General features: G+C 73.6%; 13 protein-coding genes and 1 pseudogene. 7 read left to right on the forward strand and 7 right to left on the reverse strand.

All coding sequences use genetic code 11. The features are described from left to right. Positions 1 to 43: 43 nt before the first annotated feature. Entirely contained in the window at positions 44 to 787 is a 744-nt protein-coding gene (locus AB0D74_RS04000) for a TOPRIM nucleotidyl transferase/hydrolase domain-containing protein (protein ID WP_362580319.1), read from the forward strand. Positions 788 to 797: 10 nt separating this feature from the next. On the opposite strand, the gene AB0D74_RS04005 is transcribed toward AB0D74_RS04000, so the two are convergent. Then, on the reverse strand, positions 798 to 1652 hold the full coding sequence (locus AB0D74_RS04005; protein ID WP_362580320.1) for an LLM class F420-dependent oxidoreductase: 855 nt from the start codon (positions 1650 to 1652) through the stop codon (positions 798 to 800). Positions 1653 to 1850: 198 nt separating this feature from the next. On the opposite strand from AB0D74_RS04005, the gene AB0D74_RS04010 reads away from it, so the two are divergent. Continuing rightward, positions 1851 to 3023 (forward strand): right-handed parallel beta-helix repeat-containing protein, encoded by a 1173-nt coding sequence (locus tag AB0D74_RS04010; RefSeq protein ID WP_362580322.1) that lies wholly within the window; start codon positions 1851 to 1853, stop codon positions 3021 to 3023. Positions 3024 to 3091: 68 nt separating this feature from the next. Here AB0D74_RS04010 and AB0D74_RS04015 read toward each other — a convergent pair whose 3' ends face one another. Together AB0D74_RS04015 and AB0D74_RS04020 are read right to left on the reverse strand one after the other, a co-directional pair. Then, complete coding sequence (locus AB0D74_RS04015; protein WP_362580324.1) at positions 3092 to 4498, reverse strand: FG-GAP repeat protein; 1407 nt, start codon at positions 4496 to 4498, stop codon at positions 3092 to 3094. 112 nt (positions 4499 to 4610) lie between these two features. Beyond that, a pseudogene (locus tag AB0D74_RS04020) lies at positions 4611 to 5648 on the reverse strand (chitinase); the annotation flags it as partial. A 234-nt stretch (positions 5649 to 5882) separates the two neighbouring features. On the opposite strand from AB0D74_RS04020, the gene AB0D74_RS04025 reads away from it, so the two are divergent. Continuing rightward, positions 5883 to 6923 (forward strand): NlpC/P60 family protein, encoded by a 1041-nt coding sequence (locus AB0D74_RS04025; RefSeq protein WP_362580326.1) that lies wholly within the window; start codon positions 5883 to 5885, stop codon positions 6921 to 6923. Positions 6924 to 6929: 6 nt separating this feature from the next. On the opposite strand, the gene AB0D74_RS04030 is transcribed toward AB0D74_RS04025, so the two are convergent. Further along, entirely contained in the window at positions 6930 to 7592 is a 663-nt protein-coding gene (locus AB0D74_RS04030) for a response regulator transcription factor (protein WP_362580983.1), read from the reverse strand. Positions 7593 to 7743: 151 nt separating this feature from the next. Next, a complete protein-coding gene (locus AB0D74_RS04035; RefSeq protein ID WP_362580328.1) occupies positions 7744 to 9072 on the reverse strand; it encodes a sensor domain-containing protein in 1329 nt (442 codons plus the stop codon). A 190-nt stretch (positions 9073 to 9262) separates the two neighbouring features. Here AB0D74_RS04035 and AB0D74_RS04040 point away from each other — a divergent pair, with 190 nt between their 5' ends. Genes AB0D74_RS04040 through AB0D74_RS04050 form a run of 3 tightly spaced genes read left to right on the forward strand, consistent with a single transcriptional unit; the run spans position 9263 to position 12800 of the window. Next, positions 9263 to 9505, forward strand: a complete 243-nt coding sequence (locus AB0D74_RS04040) for a hypothetical protein (protein ID WP_362580330.1) — start codon at positions 9263 to 9265, stop codon at positions 9503 to 9505. Continuing rightward, complete coding sequence (locus AB0D74_RS04045; protein WP_362580332.1) at positions 9502 to 10251, forward strand: ABC transporter ATP-binding protein; 750 nt, start codon at positions 9502 to 9504, stop codon at positions 10249 to 10251. The genes AB0D74_RS04040 and AB0D74_RS04045 overlap by 4 nt, the downstream gene beginning before the upstream one ends. A 2-nt stretch (positions 10252 to 10253) precedes the next feature. After that, on the forward strand, positions 10254 to 12800 hold the full coding sequence (locus tag AB0D74_RS04050) for an ABC transporter permease (protein ID WP_362580333.1): 2547 nt from the start codon (positions 10254 to 10256) through the stop codon (positions 12798 to 12800). Positions 12801 to 13062: 262 nt separating this feature from the next. On the opposite strand, the gene gndA is transcribed toward AB0D74_RS04050, so the two are convergent. Both gndA and AB0D74_RS04060 read right to left on the reverse strand, forming a co-directional pair. Beyond that, complete coding sequence (gndA, locus tag AB0D74_RS04055) at positions 13063 to 14502, reverse strand: NADP-dependent phosphogluconate dehydrogenase (RefSeq protein WP_362580335.1); 1440 nt, start codon at positions 14500 to 14502, stop codon at positions 13063 to 13065. Between the two features lie 79 nt (positions 14503 to 14581). Further along, positions 14582 to 15547, reverse strand: coding sequence for a zinc-binding alcohol dehydrogenase family protein (locus tag AB0D74_RS04060; protein ID WP_362580338.1), 966 nt, complete (start codon positions 15545 to 15547; stop codon positions 14582 to 14584). A gap of 106 nt (positions 15548 to 15653) precedes the next feature. On the opposite strand from AB0D74_RS04060, the gene AB0D74_RS04065 reads away from it, so the two are divergent. Next, positions 15654 to 16121, forward strand: coding sequence for a MarR family transcriptional regulator (locus tag AB0D74_RS04065; protein WP_362580340.1), 468 nt, complete (start codon positions 15654 to 15656; stop codon positions 16119 to 16121). The last annotated feature ends 73 nt before the right edge of the window (positions 16122 to 16194 follow it).

A 16194-nucleotide genomic window follows, 5' to 3' on the forward strand; every position in this document is an offset into this window, starting at 1 on the left:
TATTCCGTGGCACCACCGCCGGACCCGGGCGGAGACTCGTCCCATGACTCACACGCCGAACGCCCCGGACGCGCCGAACGAGCCGCCCGAAGCAGCCGCGGCGCCCGCAACGCACCCCACCCCCGCGCCCGCCATGGCCGCCTTCCGGGAAGCCGTCCGTGACCGGGTCGGCGGCGGTGGGATCGGCGACGGTGAGGGCGGTGGCGGTGAGGGCGGCGGCGGTTCCGAGGCGGGGGTGCGGGAGCTTGCCGGGCGGCTCGGTGTGCGGGGCGTCGTGCTGCTGGAAGGGCCCAGCGATCTCGCGGCCGTCGACGCGCTGGCCGCCCGGCGCGGCCGGGACCTGGCGGCCGAAGGGGTCTGCGTGCTGGCGATGGGCGGGGCGATGAACGTCGGCCGCTACGCCCGCCTCCTCGGGCCGACCGGCCTCGGCCTGCGCCTGACCGGGCTCTGCGACGAACGCGAACACCCCTACTACGCCCGCGGCCTGGAGCGGGCCGGCGCCCCGCAGCACGGCGTCTTCGTCTGCGCGGCCGACCTGGAGGACGAGCTGGTCCGTGCCCTCGGCCCGTCGCGCGTCGCCGAACTCGCGCATGCGGAGGGCGACCACCGCGCCCTGCGCACCTTCCTGAACCAGCCCGCGCAGCAGGGCCGCACGGCCCAGCAGCAGTTCCGCCGTTTCCTCGGCACGACGTCGGGCCGCAAGATCCGTTACGGCCGGGTCCTCGTGGAGGCCCTGGACGCCGACCGGGTACCCGCTCCGCTCGACGCCCTCCTCGCCGCCCTGTGAGCCCCCGGGCCTACTCGCCGCCCAGCTTCAACGCCTCCGCCAGCGCCCGGTAGCCCGGCAGCGGGTCGGTGCCGTCGGCGTGCACCAGCTGCACCGCCACGTGGTCGGCGCCCGCGTCCAGATGGGCCTGGACGCCCGCCGCCACCCGGGCCGTCCCGCCGTGCACGAAGAGCGCGTCGAAGAGGCGGTCGCTGCCGCCGTCCGCGAAGTCGGCGTCGTCGAAGCCGAGGCGGCGCAGGTTGCCGACGTAGTTGGTCAGGTTCAGGTAGAAGCCGAGCGTGGCGTCGCCGAGCGCGCGGGCCGCGGCGCGGTCGGTCTCCAGGACCACCTTCTGTTCGGGGGCGAGGAGCGGTCCGGCGCCGAGGAGGTCGCGGGCCAGGCGGGTGTGGTCGGGGGTGACCAGGTAGGGGTGCGCGGCGGCCGTGCGGTCGCGCGCCAGGCGCAGGACGCGCGGGCCGAGGGCCGCCAGCGCCCGCCGGGCGACCGGGACACCGCCCGCGTCGAGGACGTCCAGGTAGTCGTTGAGGGCCTGGTACGGCCGGACGAACTCCTTCGTCGCCTCCGGATGGCCGGCGCCGATGCCCAGCAGGAAGCGGTCCGGGTGGCGTTCGGCGATGCGCCGGTAGGCCCGGGCGACCCGGTCGGCCGGGTTGGACCAGATGTTCACGATGCCGGTCGCCACCACCAGGCGGTCGGTGGCGTCCAGCAGTTGTTCGGATTCGGTGAGGTCCGGGTCGGTCACGTTGCCGAGCCAGAGGGCGCCGTAGCCCAGGTCTTCCAGCGCGACGGCCAGCTCGGGTGCGGTGCTGTCGTGGCGCCACACACCGACGGCGCCGAGGTCGATCTTGCGCGGGATCTCGTCCATGACCCGCACAACGGAGGGGCCGGAACCCGTATTCCGATCACGGTCGAAATATTCCCCGAGCCCTTCTAGCGATCACACTCATGAACTGCTTTTACATACATGACTCTTGACGCACCCACGCCACCCTCCTAGCTTCGCAGAGAAAGCGCTTTCCGCAAGGTCCCGCACGGAGTTGTACGGAGACGAACGGAGACGAACATGCACGTGAGACCAGTCATCGCGGCCGTCGGCCTGCTCGCCGGCACTCTCGTCGCACTGTCGGGCGGCCCCGCACAGGCCGCGTCCACGGTGCTGTACGTGTCGCCGAGCGGCACGGACAGCGCCGCCGGCACCCAGTCCGCGCCGACCACGCTCACCTCGGCGATCAGCCGAATCGCCGCCGGCGGCACGATCTACCTGCGCGGCGGTACGTACGCCTACTCCTCCACCGTGACCGTCCCGGCCGGTTCCAACGGCAGTTCCGGCGCGCTCACCACCCTCTCCGCCTACCCGGGCGAGACCCCGGTCCTCGACTTCTCGGCGCAGAGCGAGAGTTCGTCGAACCGGGGCATCCAGCTCTTCGCCAACTACTGGCACCTGTACGGCCTGACCGTCGAGCACGCGGGCGACAACGGCATCTACGTCGGCGGCAGCAACAACGTCGTCGAGCGGACCGTGACCGCGTACAACCGCGACACCGGACTGCAACTCGGCCGGATCTCCTCCAGCACGTCGAGCAGCGCCTGGCCGGCGAACAACCTGGTCGTCAGCTCCGAGTCGCACGACAACGCCGACAGCGACGGCGAGGACGCCGACGGCTTCGCGGCCAAGCTGACCACGGGCACCGGGAACGTGTTCCGGTACGACGTCTCGCACAACAACATCGACGACGGCTGGGACCTGTACACCAAGACCGACACGGGAGCCATCGGCCCGGTCACCATCGAGTACTCGCTCTCCTACCGCAACGGCACGCTCAGCGACGGCAGTCAGAGCGGGGACGGCGACCGCAACGGCTACAAGCTCGGCGGCGACGACATCGCCGTCAACCACGTGGTGCAGCACAACATCGCGTACGGCAACGGCCACCACGGGTTCACCTACAACAGCAACCCGGGCACGATGACCGTCTCCAACAACGTGGGCATCGACAACGCCGAGCGCAACTTCTCCTTCGACAAGGGCACTTCGGTGTTCCGGACCGACACCTCGTGCCGGTTCGCCGTCAGCGGCTCGAACGACAAGACCGTGGGCGACGCCGACAGCTCCAACCAGTTCTGGACGGGCACCAACGGCTCGCGGTGCTCCTCCTACTCGGGCAGCCTCGGCTGGTCCTTCGCCTCCAGCGGCAAGCTGAACGTCACGTTCGGCGGGACGGTCGTGAACCCGTAGCCCCCTGCACGGTCCGGCCCGGGCATCCACAGGGTGTGGACGCCCGGGCCGAGGTGTCGGCCGCCCGGTCAGTCGGCCAGGGCCGCTCCGAAGTACGGGCGGTCGCCCAGGCCCAGGTCCTTGACGGTGTGCAGGGTGGAGCCGGTGCCGGTCGGGCCGGCGGAGGTGCCGGGGAGGTGGTAGAGGCGGCCGGCCTCGTCGGCGGAGACGATCAGCTCGGCGCGGCCGTCGTGGGTGAAGTCGCGGAGCAGGACGGAGGCGCCGAACCAGGCGCTGTCCTCTTCTCCGGGTTCGCCCGCGACACCGGGGGTCCTGACGTCGTACTGGCGGGAGCCCTTGCCTGTGAGGCCCGCGGTGCCGCCGCGCAAGACGGTGACCGCGCCGGGGTAGATGCCGCCGGTGGTGAACTGCTCCGTCGGGATGCCCACGGCGAGGTCCGGGTAGCCGTCGTTGTTCACGTCGCCCGCGGAGACGTCGTATCCGAAGTAGTCGGGGGACTCGCTCGTGCCGGGCACGCCGGTGGTGTTCTGGGTGATGGTCCTGACGGTGGTGCTGGGGCCGGCCGAGGTGCCCTTGAGGATGTGGACGGCACCGCCCTTGCCGGAGCGGGGGACGCCGATCGCGAGATCGCCGTAGCCGTCATGGTCGAAGTCCGCGATCGCGGCGCTCGCGTGGGCGTCGTCGGCCGAGTTCGGCAGGCCGATCTTGCGGGGCGGGGCGGTGGGGCCGCCGGAACGGCCGCGGTAGAACCAGACGCGGTTGGTCCCCTTGTCCACGTCGTAGCCGAGGACCGCGAAGTCGGCGGTGCCGTCCTTGGTGACCTTGCCGGAGACCACGAGGTCCGGCTTGATGTTCTCGCCGTCGACCGGGTCGAGGTTGGTGGCCCTGCCGTGACCGCCGGTTCTGGTGAACGGCCCGCGCTCGACGTAGACGTAGTCGTCGGTGATCGACACGACGTCCTGCTTGCCGTCGCCGGTGAAGTCGCCGACCGCGACGTCCTTGGCGTAGCCGCAGTCCTTGCAGCCCGGGCTCTTGAAGGACGTCCCGGACTTCAGGCCGGACTTGGAGCCCCACAGGATCGTGAAGGTGCCGTGGTAGGCGCCGTCGTCCTCGCCGGGGGCGGTGACGACGACGTCGCCGTAGCCGTCGCCGTTCATGTCGGCCGCGGTGACCTTCGTGCCGAAGGAGTCGCCCGTCTCGGCGGTGCCCGCGATGTACGGGGTGTTCTGCGTGATCAGCGAGCGCTTGGCGAAGTCGGGGCCGTGTGCCGTGCCCCAGACCACGACCACCGCGCCCGCCCCCTTCTTCCCGCCGACGGTGGCCGTGCTGTCGCCGATGACGAGGTCGCGGTGGCCGTCGCCGTTGAAGTCGTCCGGGAACTTCGCGGTGGCGGCGACCGCCGGCGCGGAGAGCGCCAGCGGCGTCAGCCCCGAGGCGAGCAACGCGGCGGCGAGCAGAGCGGTGCGCGTACGCAAGGGGTCTCCCGTGGTGGGTGCGGATGCCGTCGGTGGCACACAGGAGACCTCCGGTCGCGGACCTGGGTTGTACGGCGGTTCGGTGAACGTCGGGAGTTTTTCAGGCCCGCGGGCCGGTGAACCGGGCGAAGGTGTGGCTGAAGTACCAGGTGTCCTGGGCGATTCCGGAGCAGGAGTCGGAGCCGCCGGTGCCGACGCAGGTGCCGTTGTCGCGCTGGAGGGCCCAGAAGGAGAGGGTGCCGATGCCCTGGGCGGCGGCCCAGCGGGCGACGGTGGCGGCGTTCTGGGTGGTGAAGGTCTCGGCGGGGCCGTAGTCGTCGATGCCGGGCATCTCGGTGACGCCGACCATGCCCCACAGGTCCTTGGCGCTCTTGTGCGGGTAGAGGGCGTGGAGTTGGCCGTGGAGGCCGGTCGCCGCGGTCTTCGTGTCGGTGGCCATGTCGTGGGTGGCGCCGTCGTAGTAGTCGAAGGTCATGATGTTGACGACGTCGACGCGCGCGTGGTTGGCGACGGCGTTCTGGAGGACGGCGAGGCCGTCGTCCTCCAGGCCCTTGGTGGTGGTCGGCAGGGTGTAGGAGAACTGGAGCGGCCGGTGGGTGCGTTCGGCCCAGCGCTCGGCCTTGGCGATCGCCTTGTTGCGGCGGTCGATGCCGGCCGTGTTCGCGAGGGAGTCGGCCTCGACGTCGAGGTCGATGCGGCTGATGCCGTACGTCGTGACGAGCTTCTCGTAGACCCCGGCGATGGCGTCCACGTCGGTGCAACTGTCGGCGAGTTCGGTGCCGGTGGTGTCGGCGCTGTAGCCGCCGAAGGAGGGGATGGCGTCGCCGCCACGGGCCTGGAGGGTGGCGATGTCGGCGCCGAACACCGAGGGGGAGACGGGCTGGGTGGCGTCGCCGTTCCAGTCGGCGGTGCAGGAGCCCGCGGCGGGCGTCTGGAGGAAGGCGAAGGTGAGGTACTTGTTGCCGGACCGGGCGGCGAGCGCGGCGGGGCTCTGGCCGGTCCAGGCCTCGAAGTAGGGGGCGGAGACGTGCGCGGGCAGGGGCTTCGCGCGGTGCTGGGCCGAGGCGTGCGCGGCGCCGGCCCCGAAGGCAACGAGCGCGGCGGACAGGGCGGTTGCGGTCAGGGCGTGCAGGGCACGGGTGCGTCTCATGGGCGCCCATATTTGGACTAGACCACTTAACTGTCAAGGTTCCTAACAGTCATGGGCGGGGCACCCCGTGACCCGGTCGGCGAAGAAGCCCTGTTGGCGACCCCTGGCCAATTTTTTTCATGCGGAGATTTGAACTGATCATTAGTGAGTCATTAATGTCTGATGCTCGTACCACTAGTTGACCCTTCAGCTGACCCGTCGCTCGACTCATCCGCTCGGAAGGAGCTCGCCTCCGTGGCGTCCCACCGTCGTATCAAGCAGCCGAGCCGCGCTCGCGTCACCGTGCTCACCACCGCCGCCGCGGCAGCCGTGGTCCTCTCCTCGCAGGCGGCCGAGGCCGCGCCCGCCGCCAAGCCCAAGAAGGACGAGGTCAAGTCCCGGGTCGACAAGCTCTACGAGGAGGCCGAGCAGGCCACCGAGAAGTTCAACGGGGCCAAGGAGAAGCAGGAGAAGCTCCAGAAGCAGATCACCGCGCTCCAGGAGTCGGTCGCGCGCGGCCAGGACGAACTGAACGACCTGCGCGACGGCATCGGCTCCATGGCCACCGCCCAGTACCGCAGCGGCGGCATCGACCCGTCCCTCCAGCTGTTCCTCTCCTCCGACCCGGACAGCTACCTGGACAAGGCGACCGCCCTCGACCAGTTGAGCAGCCAGCAGGTCGAGACGCTGAAGAAGATCCAGGCCAAGCAGCGCGAACTGGCGCAGGAACGGGCCGAGGCCACCGGCAAGCTCAAGGACCTGGCCGCCACCCGCACCGAACTCGGCAAGAAGAAGACGGAGGTCCAGGCCAAGCTCGCCGAGGCGCAGAAGCTGCTCAACAGCCTCACCGCCGCCGAGAAGGCCTCCCTCGCCGCCGAGCAGGACCGTGCCAGCCGCTCCGCCAGCGACCGGGTGGACCTCGGCAACGACACCTCGGCCACCGGCAGGGCCGCCGCCGCCTTCGCCGCCGCCAAGACCCGGCTCGGCACCCCGTACGTGTACGGCGCCACCGGCCCGTCCTCCTTCGACTGCTCGGGCCTGACCTCCTGGGCCTACGCGCAGGCCGGCGTCTCCATACCCCGTACCTCCGAGTCCCAGTCGACGATCGGCACCAAGATCTACTCGACGTCCGACCTCCAGGTCGGCGACCTGGTCTTCTTCTTCAACGACCTGCACCACGTGGGCCTGTACGCGGGCAACGGCCAGATCCTGCACGCCCCGCGCACCGGCACGGTCGTCCGCTACGAGTCGATGTCCACCATCGGCGGCCCGTTCATGTTCGGCGTCCGCGTCTGAGCCGCGTCAGCGGGACCTGACCCGGGCGTCCTCCAGGTAGTGCAGGACCGCCGCCACCCGGCGGTCCACCCGGTCGGCCGGGGACAGGTCGAGCTTCGCGAAGATGGACCGGATGTGCTTGTGGACGGCGCCGTCGGTGACGACGAGCCGTTCGGCGATCGCGGAGTTGCCGAGGCCTTCCGCCATCAGCGCCAGCACGTCGCGCTCGCGCGGGCTGAGCCGTTCCAGGCGGGTGTCCTGGCGGGACCGGGTGAAGAGCTGGGCGACGACCTCGGGGTCGATCGCGGTGCCGCCGCACGCCACCCGGTGCAGGGCGTCCAGGAACTCCTCGACCCGGCCCACCCGTTCCTTCAGCAGGTAGCCGAGCCCGCCCACCCCGCCGGTGAGCAGCTGGGTGGCGAAGCTCTGCTCGACGTACGCCGACAGGACGAGGACGGAGAGCCCGGGGTGGCGGCGCCTGGCCTCGACGGCCGCGCGGATGCCTTCGTCGGTGTGCGTCGGCGGCATCCTGACGTCGAGGATGGCGACGTCCGGCGCGTGCGCCTCCACGGCGTCCAGCGCCTCCTCCGCGGTACCGGCGGTGGCGGCCACGTCCATCGACTCGGCCCGCAGCAGCAGGGCCAGCCCCTCACGGAGCAACGGGTCGTCCTCGGCGATCACGATCCGCAGCGAGGGCCGCACCCCGTCGGACACCTCCGCATCGACGCGGGCAGAGGTCTCGGGGCGCGCTGAGGCATCGGGGGGCGCGGGTGCTTCGCCGGGTACGGGGCCGGGTGCCGGTACGGCGCCTCGCGCGGGTACGGCGCGGTGCGCGGGTGCTTCACGATCCACTGGGCAGGTCCACTTCCAGGGTTGTCGGGCCGCCGGGCGGGCTGGCCAGGCGGAGGGTGCCGTCGTGGGCCGCGATGCGGCGGCGGATGCCGGTGAGTCCGGAGCCGCCGGCCTCCTCGGCGCCGCCCCGGCCGTCGTCGGCGACGGTCAGGCGCAGCCGCCCGCCCCGGGCCCGGACGGCCACGGTGACCGACCGGGCGCCGCTGTGCTTGGCGACGTTGGTCAGGGCCTCGGCGACGACGAAGTAGGCGGTCGCCTCGGCGGAGGCGGCACAGCGTTCGGGTGCGTCCACGTCGATCCGGCAGGGCACCGGGCAGTCGGCGGCGAGGCCGGACAGCGCACCCGCGAGCCCCCGGTCGTCCAGGACCGGCGGCAGGATGCTCCGCGAGACCGTGCGCAGTTCGGCCAGCGCCTGTTCGGCGGCGGACTGGGCGCGCTCCAGGATCTCGTCGGCGCGGGACGGGTCCCGCGCCACCTGCCGGCGGGCGGCGCCGAGCAGCACGGTGACCGAGACCAGCCGGTTCTGCGTGCCGTCGTGCAACGCCCGCTCGATGCGCCGCAGTTCGGTGGCGTGGGCGTCGAGGGCGGCGGCCCGGGTGGCGGTGAGTTCCGCGACCCGCAGCGAGAGGTCCTGGTCGGGTCCGGCGGCCAGCAGCCGCCGGCCGGGGTCCGCCTGGAGCCGGGCCATGCCGGGGGTCAGGCCGAGGATGACGGCGGTGGAGCCGATCCCGAACGCGCAGACGGCGAAGGCCTCCGCCCAGGAGTGCGCGACGCCGTAGCCGAAGGAGGTGGCGGTCATGTCCATGGGCATGAACCGCCAGTACAGCGGGAACGCGGTGTCCCGCACCGCGGACAGCGGCAGCAGGAAGCCCGCCAGGCCCAGCAGCAGGCCCACCGTGCCGTGCCGGGCCAGCCAGTGCAGCTCCCGCCGGGTGGTGGGGTCGGCGAGGGCGAGCCGCAGCCGGACCGGCGGGGCCGGATCCGGGGCGACGATCTCGGGGCCGTGCCTGCCGAGCCGTTCGCGTTCCCGGCCGGCCAGGGCGTGCAGCGCGCGCAGCAGCGGGGCCGCCAGGAGCAGTCCGGCGCCCAGCGGCGCGGTCACCGCGGCGACCGCGAGCAGCAGGAGCAGGGCCAGGGCCGGGACGGCCGTACCGAGCCCGCCGACGAGTTCCGCGAGCGCGGCGCCCGAGGCCCGCACCGCCCGCCCGGCGACCGTCCTCAGCCCCTCACGGCCGGACCCGACGCCGCGCTCGCCCCCGTGCTCGTCGTCGCCCCCGCCCTCGTCCGTGCGGTCCGGCCGGGTGCCGGTGACAGCCATCCTCGGCCCCTCCTCTCGACACCGACGACCCTAGGGCGTACGGCAGTTCGCCGGGCCCCGGAGCCCCGGAAAGTACAGCCTGCTGTACCCGCGATCCGGCGGCACACGGGATCGGCCGCCGGGGGTCACGGTCCGTAGCGTCGGTGCCCGAACCCCACCCAGGACATCGGCCCCCAGCAGGAGGTTTCCCGTGGCCCACCCCGACCCGTACCGCCTCACCGGCACACCGCCCGCCGACCACCGGGGCGGCACGGCAGACGGCGGCGTGGACCTCACCCGCACCCTGCTCTGGTCCCTGCTCGTCCTGAGCGCGGCGGCCAACATGGCGACCTCGTACGGCGGTGTCGACGCGTGGGTCAACGTGACCTGCGGCGTGCTGACCCTGCTCAGCGCGGGCGCCCTGGTCGTACGCCGGCTGCGGGGCCACCGGTGAACGCGACACTGACGGACACCGCCCGCCGGGCCCCGGCCATCGCGCTCGCGGCTGTCGGCAAGACGTACCCGGGCGGGGTGCGGGCCCTGGACGACGTGACGCTCACCGTGGAGCACGGCACGTTCCTCGCCGTGATGGGCCCCTCCGGCTCCGGCAAGAGCACGCTGATGCACTGCGCGGCGGGCCTGGACGCGCCGACCTCGGGCAGCGTCCGGATCGACGGCCGGGAGATCTCCGGGCTGAACGAGACGAAGCGCACCGAACTGCGCCGGGAGCGCGTCGGTTTCGTCTTCCAGGCCTACAACCTGATCCCGTCCCTCTCCGTCGAGGACAACATCACGCTGCCGCTGCGGCTGGCCGCCCGCCGACCCGACCGGGACTGGATCCGCACCCTGGTCGAACGGGTGGGCCTGGCCGACCGGCTGCACCACCGCCCCGCCGAGCTCTCCGGCGGCCAGCAGCAACGCGCCGCGCTGGTACGGGCGTTGGCCGCGCGTCCCGCGGTGGTCTTCGCCGACGAACCGACCGGCGCCCTCGACCTGCGCAGCGCCCACCAGGTCCTGGACCTGCTCCGGGACCTCGTCGACGACCTCGGCCAGACGGTCGTGATGGTCACCCACGACCCGGCCGCCGCCGCCCGCGCGCACACCGCGCTGGTGATGGCCGACGGCCGGGTGGTCGAGGCCCTGCACCACCCGGTGGCGAGCCAACTGGCCGCCAGACTTGCCATGTTGGGAGAACACTGACCATGTTCCGGTTCGCCCTGCGGATGGCCGCGCACCGGATCGCCTCGCTGCTCGCCGTGGCCTGCGCGGTCCTGGGCGCCGCCGCCCTGATCACCACGACCGGGGTGCTGGCCGAGTCCGGGCTCCGTTCCCAGCTGCCCCCGGGCCGCCTCGCCGGTGCGGACGTCGTGGTCGCGGCCGATCAGGAGTACCACGTCTCCGGGGACCTGCCGATCGCGCTGCCCGAACGGGCCGGCGTCCCGGCCGGTCTCACCGCCCGCCTGGCCGGGCTGCCCGGCGTCGTCCTCGCGGTCGGCGACCTCGGTTTCCCGGCCGCCGTGACGGACGCGCGGGGCCGCCTGCGCCCGGTCGGCACCGACGGCCAGGACCCGACGGCGGCCGGGCACGGCTGGTCCTCGACGAAGCTGCTCGCCGGCGCCCGCGTCGAGGGCCGGGCCCCGGCGGACCCGGCCGAGGTGGCGGTGGCCGCGACGACCGGCCTGTCCGTGGGCGACCGGGTCCGCGTCACCGCCGACGGCCGTGCGGCCACCGCCTACCGGGTCTCGGCCGTGGTCCACGACCCGGACGCGGGCCTCTACTTCACGGACGGCAGGGCGGCGGAGCTGGCGGCCCCCGACGGCACGAGGACGGCCGCCGCGGGCGCCCGCACCGTCGATCTCATAGGCCTCCGCACCCGGCCCGGCGCCACCGGCCAGGTCGCCTCCGCGGTACGCGCGGCGGTCGCCGGGACCGGTCTGCGGGTCCTCACCGGAGCCGACCGGGGTACTGCGGTCGCTCCCGGGGTCGGCTCGGCCCGTTCCCTCCTCGTCCTCCTGGCCGGCTCGCTCGCCGGGATCGTCCTGCTGATCACCGGGTTCGTGACGACCGGCGCCCTCGGCGTGGCGATCGCCGGGCAGCGCCGCGACCTTGCGCTGATGCGGGCCGTCGGCGCGACCCCGAGGCAGATCCGGCGGCTGGCGGCGGCCCAGTCGACGGCCGTGGCCGCCGTCGCCCTGGTCCCGGGCGTCGCCCTCGGCTACCTGCTGGCCGGCCGCTTCCGTACCCTGCTCGTCCACCGGGAGGTGCTCCCGGCCCGACTCCCCCTCACCCTCAGCCCGTTGCCGGCCCTGGCCACCGTCGTACTGCTCCTCGCGGCCGTCCGCCTCTCGGCCCGCTGCGCGGCCTGGCGCACGTCGAGGATGCCGGCCACCGAGGCGGTCGCCGAGTCCCGCAGCGAGCCCCGCGCGCCCTCCCGCCCCCGCACGGTCGCGGGCCTCCTCCTGATCGCCGCCTCCTGCGCCCTGTCCGTCCCCCCGCTGCTGCAACGCACCCTGATCGGCGCCTCCGCCACCTCCATCGCGGGCATCGTCGCCGCGATCGGCCTGGCCCTGGCCGGACCCGCACTGGTCCGCGCGGCGGGCGAGGCGGTCGTACGACGGCTGCGGCCCGGGGTGTCCGCGGCGACCTGGCTGGCCATGTCCAACGTGCGGGCGTACGCGCAGCGCGTCACCGGGGTGGTCAGCCCGCTCGCGATGGCGGTGGTGTTCGTGCTGACGTACACGCTCACGCAGACCACCGTGCTGGCCGCGACCGCGGACGACACCCGCGCCGGGACCCTCGCGCAGTACCGGCTGAGCGCGGCGGCGCTCGGCGGACTGCCGGCGGACACGCTCGCCGAGGTACGGCGGGTGCCCGGGGTGCGGGCGGCGGCGCCCGTCGGCAGCACCACCGTCGTCTGGCCGTACCGCATGTTCGGCGACACCGAGACCGAGTCCGCCGCCGCACTGATCCTCACGCCCGCCGCGCGGGACGTCCTCGACCTCGGGGTGACCCGGGGCAGCCTGGCCGGGCTGACCGGCGCCACGGTCGCCGTCAGCAGCGAGGTGGCGGGCCCGCGGGACGCGCGACTCGGCGCCCGCATCAAGCTGTTCCTCGGCGACGGCGCGCCCGTCGAGGCGAAGGTGGTGGCCGTCTACGCCCGCGGGCTCGGCTTCGGCCCGGTCGTCCTCTCCCACGACCTGGCCGCCGGGCACACCACGTCCGGGCTCGACCAGAGCGTCCTCGTCCGCACCGACGGCACGGCGACCGCGGAGCGCGGGCTCACGGCGCTGGCCGGCGCCCGCCCCGGGCTCGCCGTGTCGGACACGGCGCCGCACGCGGGCGCGTCCACTCCGCCCGAGGTGTGGGTGAACCTCGCCGTCGTCGTCGTGCTCCTCGGCTACCTGCTGCTCAGCATCGCCAACCGGCTGGTCGCGGCGACGGCCCAGCGCCGCACGGAGATCGCCGCGCTGCGGCTGGTCGGTACGACGCCGCGGCAGGTGCTCGCGATGATGCGGCGGGAGGCCGGGGTGATCGCGGCCTCGGCGCTCGTCTCGGGGGCGGCGCTGTCCGCGGTGCCGCTGGTGCTCCTGGGCGAGGGGTTCCTGTCCCGCCCCTGGCCCGCGGGCCCGACGTGGCTGTTGCCCGCGGCGGCGGTGACGGTGGTGGTGACGGCGTACGTCACGATCGAGCTGCCGACGCGCAGGGCTCTGCGGGTGCCGTCGGCGGAGGCGATGCGGGTGCCTGTCTGACGGGGCCGCCCGCCCTTGGGGGGGCGCGGGGAACTGCGCGATCGGCCACGCCGAACCGGCAGCCGACAACGTGCCCCGAAGGGGCGCGGGGAACTGCGCGACAAGCCACGACGGGCCCGCAGCGGACGACGCTCCGCCACCCGCCGGACGGTGCCACGGCCGAGAGTGCCGCGAAATGCCGTCGGCGGTCTGCGACATCGTCGTGGCTGGTCGCGCAGTTCCCCGTGCCCCTTGCGGGGCGCTTTGCTTGCGGGGTGCTTGGTCAGGACTCTGTTTCCGGGCGGCCCTCGGTTGCCCAGTGGGTGTGGAAGGTGCCGGGGCGGTCGGTGCGGGTGTAGGTGTGGGCGCCGAAGTAGTCGCGTTGGCCCTGGAGGAGGGCTGCGGGGAGTCGGGGGGCGCGGAGGGTGTCGTAGTGGGAGAGGGCCGCGGAGAAGGCGGGGACCGGGATGCCCCGGCGGGCCGCGGACGCGACCGTCTCCCGCCACGGCACCTGCGCGTCGGCGATCTCCTTCGCGAACTCCTCCTCGGCCAGCAGGCTGACGAGGTCCGGGTCGGCCCGGTAGGCCGCGCGGATCCGGTCCAGGAAGGAGGCGCGGATGATGCAGCCGCCCCGCCAGATCCGGGCCACCGCGCCGAGGTCGATCTTCCAGCCGTACTCGGCGGCGGCGTCCTGGATCATCGTCCAGCCCTGGTCGTAGGCGATGACCTTCGAGGCGTACAGGGCGTGTTCGACGCGGGAGGCGAAGCGGTCGGCCTCGGTGGCGCTGAGCGGCGGGGTCGTGCCGCCGGACAGTCCGGCGTAGGCGGCCCGCAGGGCACTGCGGCCGGAGGCGGCGCGGGCGAAGGTCGCCTGGGCGATCGCGGTGACCGGGGAGGCCAGGTCCAGCGCGGTCTGCACGGTCCAGCGCCCGGTGCCCTTCTGCCCGGCCGCGTCGGCGACGATGTCGACGAAGGGGGCACCGGTCGCGGCGTCGACGTGGGCGAGCACGTCCGCGGTGATCTCGATGAGGTAGGAGCCGAGCCGGCCGCCGTTCCACTCCCGGAAGATGTCGGCGATCTCGGCCGGCGCGTACCCGCCGACCTGGCGGAGCAGGTCGTAGGCCTCGGCGATGAGCTGCATGTCGGCGTACTCGATGCCGTTGTGCACCATCTTCACGAAGTGCCCGGCGCCGTCCGCGCCGACGTGCGTGGCGCACGGTTCGCCGCCCACCTTGGCGCTGATGTCCTCGAACATCGGCCCGAGCACGGCGTACGACTCGGCGGAGCCGCCCGGCATGATCGACGGCCCGTGCAGGGCGCCCTCCTCGCCGCCGGAGACGCCGACGCCGACGAAGTGCAGGCCCTTCTCGCGCAGCGCGGCCTCGCGGCGGCGGGTGTCGGCGAAGTGGGCGTTGCCGCCGTCGATGACGATGTCACCGGGTTCCAGGAGCGGCACGAACTCGTCGATGACGGCGTCGGTGGCGGCGCCCGCCTGCACCATGATCATGAGCCGGCGGGGACGTTCGAGCGCGGCGACGAACTCGGCCGCGGTCTCGGCGCCGACGAAGTCGCCCTCGCCGCCGTACTCCTCGATCAGCGCGCGGGTGCGGGCCGGGGTGCGGTTGTGGACGGCGACCGGGTAGCCGTGCCGGGCGAAGTTCCGGGCCAGGTTGCGGCCCATCACGCCGAGGCCGGTCACGCCGATGGCTGCGGATGCGTTCACGGGGGGACTCCGTTCTGCGGACACGTGCTGTGCCCGGAGGTACGGGTGGACGGCGGGCGGGCGTTCAGTTCCGGGACGATCACCTGGGAGAAGTCGTGAAGACCAGGCGCCGGCCGGGCTCGGCGGGGGCGGTCCAGGCCTCCTCGACGTCGGCGAGTGGCACCGGCCGGGCGTCGGCGGTGAGGGTGCCCCGGGTCAGTTCGGTCATCAGGGACGGCAGTTCGGCGACGATGCCGCGGGCGGTGACCGAGCCCTGGCCGCTGCCCATGAGCCGCAGGTTCGCCGCGCGCAGCACGGCGGAGGGGAGGGCGATCTCCGGGCCGGCCGTGGCGCCGATCTGGATCCAGTCCAGCGGGGCGCTGCGGTCGGCGCGGCGGGTGAGGACGGCCGGGAGGGCGCGCTCGGTGGGTGTGCCCCAGGTGTAGTCGAGGACGACGTCGACGTCCGCGGCGGCCTCGCCGAGCCGGGCGTCGGCCTTGTCCGGGTCCCCGGCCAGCGGGACCACGTCGGTGGCGCCGAGGCCGCCGAGCAGGGCCAGGCGCTCGGGGTCGCGGCCGGCGGCCACGATCCGGCCGGCGCCGAGGTGCCGGGCGACCTGTACGGCCATCCGGCCCGCGTTGCCGGTGGCGCCGAGGACCAGGATGCCCTGGCCCGGCTGGAACGTGATCCGGCGGCGCAGTGCCACCCAGGACGACATGGCGGGGTTCATGGCCGCGGCGACGGTCACCGGGTCGGCGCCGGCGGGCAGCGGGACCGCCCGGCGCGGGTCGAGGACCGTCCGCTCGGCCATGGTGCCGGGGTCCCCGTCGTCGGCCACGAAGTACACGACCTGCCCGTCGGGCAGCCGGCCCACGCCGTCGACGCCGGGGACCAGGGGGAGACGGCCGTCGCTGGTGTAGTGGGTGCCGGCGGCACCGGAGCGGACCCTCGGGTGCAGACCGGCGGCGATCATCTCCACCGGCAGCCTGCCCTCGCCCGGTTCCGGGGCGGGGAACTCCTCGAAGCGCGGCGGGCGGTCGAACGAACGGACCACGGCGGCATGCATGGCGACTCCTCGACTCGGATTAGTTCGTGACACCAATCAAATTAGTTCGCACCACGTACCAAGTCAAGTAGTTGGGGGCGCGTACTACCGCTCGTAGGATGGAGCCATGCAGAACAAGCCAACCGCCGAATCACCGGACGCGGGCATCGAGGGCATCGAGGACCTGGGGCTCGTGGACGGTCTCGCCCAGCTGTCGTTCCTGGTGCAGGGCGCGCTCGGGAAGGTCGCGGCGGAACACGGACTGTCGGTCGTCCAGCTGCGGCTGCTCGGCGTGCTGCGCGACCGCACGCCCGGCATGCAGGAACTCGCCCACCACCTCGGCCTGGACAAGTCCAGCATGACCGGCCTCGTCGACCGCGCGGAGCGCCGGGACCTGGTCCGCCGTACCCCGGCCCCGCACGACCGGCGCAGCGTCCTGGTGTCGATCACCCCGCAGGGGCGGCAGCTGGCCCGGCAGTGCGAGGAACTCGCCGACCGGGAGCTCCGGGACCTCGCGGCCCACCTCACCGACGCCCAGCGCGCCCGGCTCTCGCTGCTCGCCAGCGCGGTGGTGAACCGGCACACCCGAATCTGAGCCGGGCCGATCATCCGAACAGGCGAAAGTCGGGGCGCCGGGCGCGTGGGGCCGCCTTCCGGCGGGCCGGTCG

Origin of the sequence: Streptomyces sp. NPDC048278, from assembly GCF_040652195.1 — a bacterium.
Lineage (GTDB): Bacteria > Actinomycetota > Actinomycetes > Streptomycetales > Streptomycetaceae > Streptomyces.

Excerpts from the sequence above, each read along its gene's own strand:
- AB0D74_RS04050 (WP_362580333.1), top strand. The coding sequence starts at position 10,254 with ATGTTCCGGTTCGCCCTGCGGATGGCCGCGCACCGGATCGCCTCGCTG.
- AB0D74_RS04035 (WP_362580328.1), bottom strand. The coding sequence starts at position 9,072 with ATGGCTGTCACCGGCACCCGGCCGGACCGCACGGACGAGGGCGGGGGC.
- AB0D74_RS04005 (WP_362580320.1), bottom strand. The coding sequence starts at position 1,652 with ATGGACGAGATCCCGCGCAAGATCGACCTCGGCGCCGTCGGTGTGTGG.
- AB0D74_RS04010 (WP_362580322.1), top strand. The coding sequence starts at position 1,851 with ATGCACGTGAGACCAGTCATCGCGGCCGTCGGCCTGCTCGCCGGCACT.
- AB0D74_RS04000 (WP_362580319.1), top strand. The coding sequence starts at position 44 with ATGACTCACACGCCGAACGCCCCGGACGCGCCGAACGAGCCGCCCGAA.
- AB0D74_RS04060 (WP_362580338.1), bottom strand. The coding sequence starts at position 15,547 with ATGCATGCCGCCGTGGTCCGTTCGTTCGACCGCCCGCCGCGCTTCGAG.
- AB0D74_RS04065 (WP_362580340.1), top strand. The coding sequence starts at position 15,654 with ATGCAGAACAAGCCAACCGCCGAATCACCGGACGCGGGCATCGAGGGC.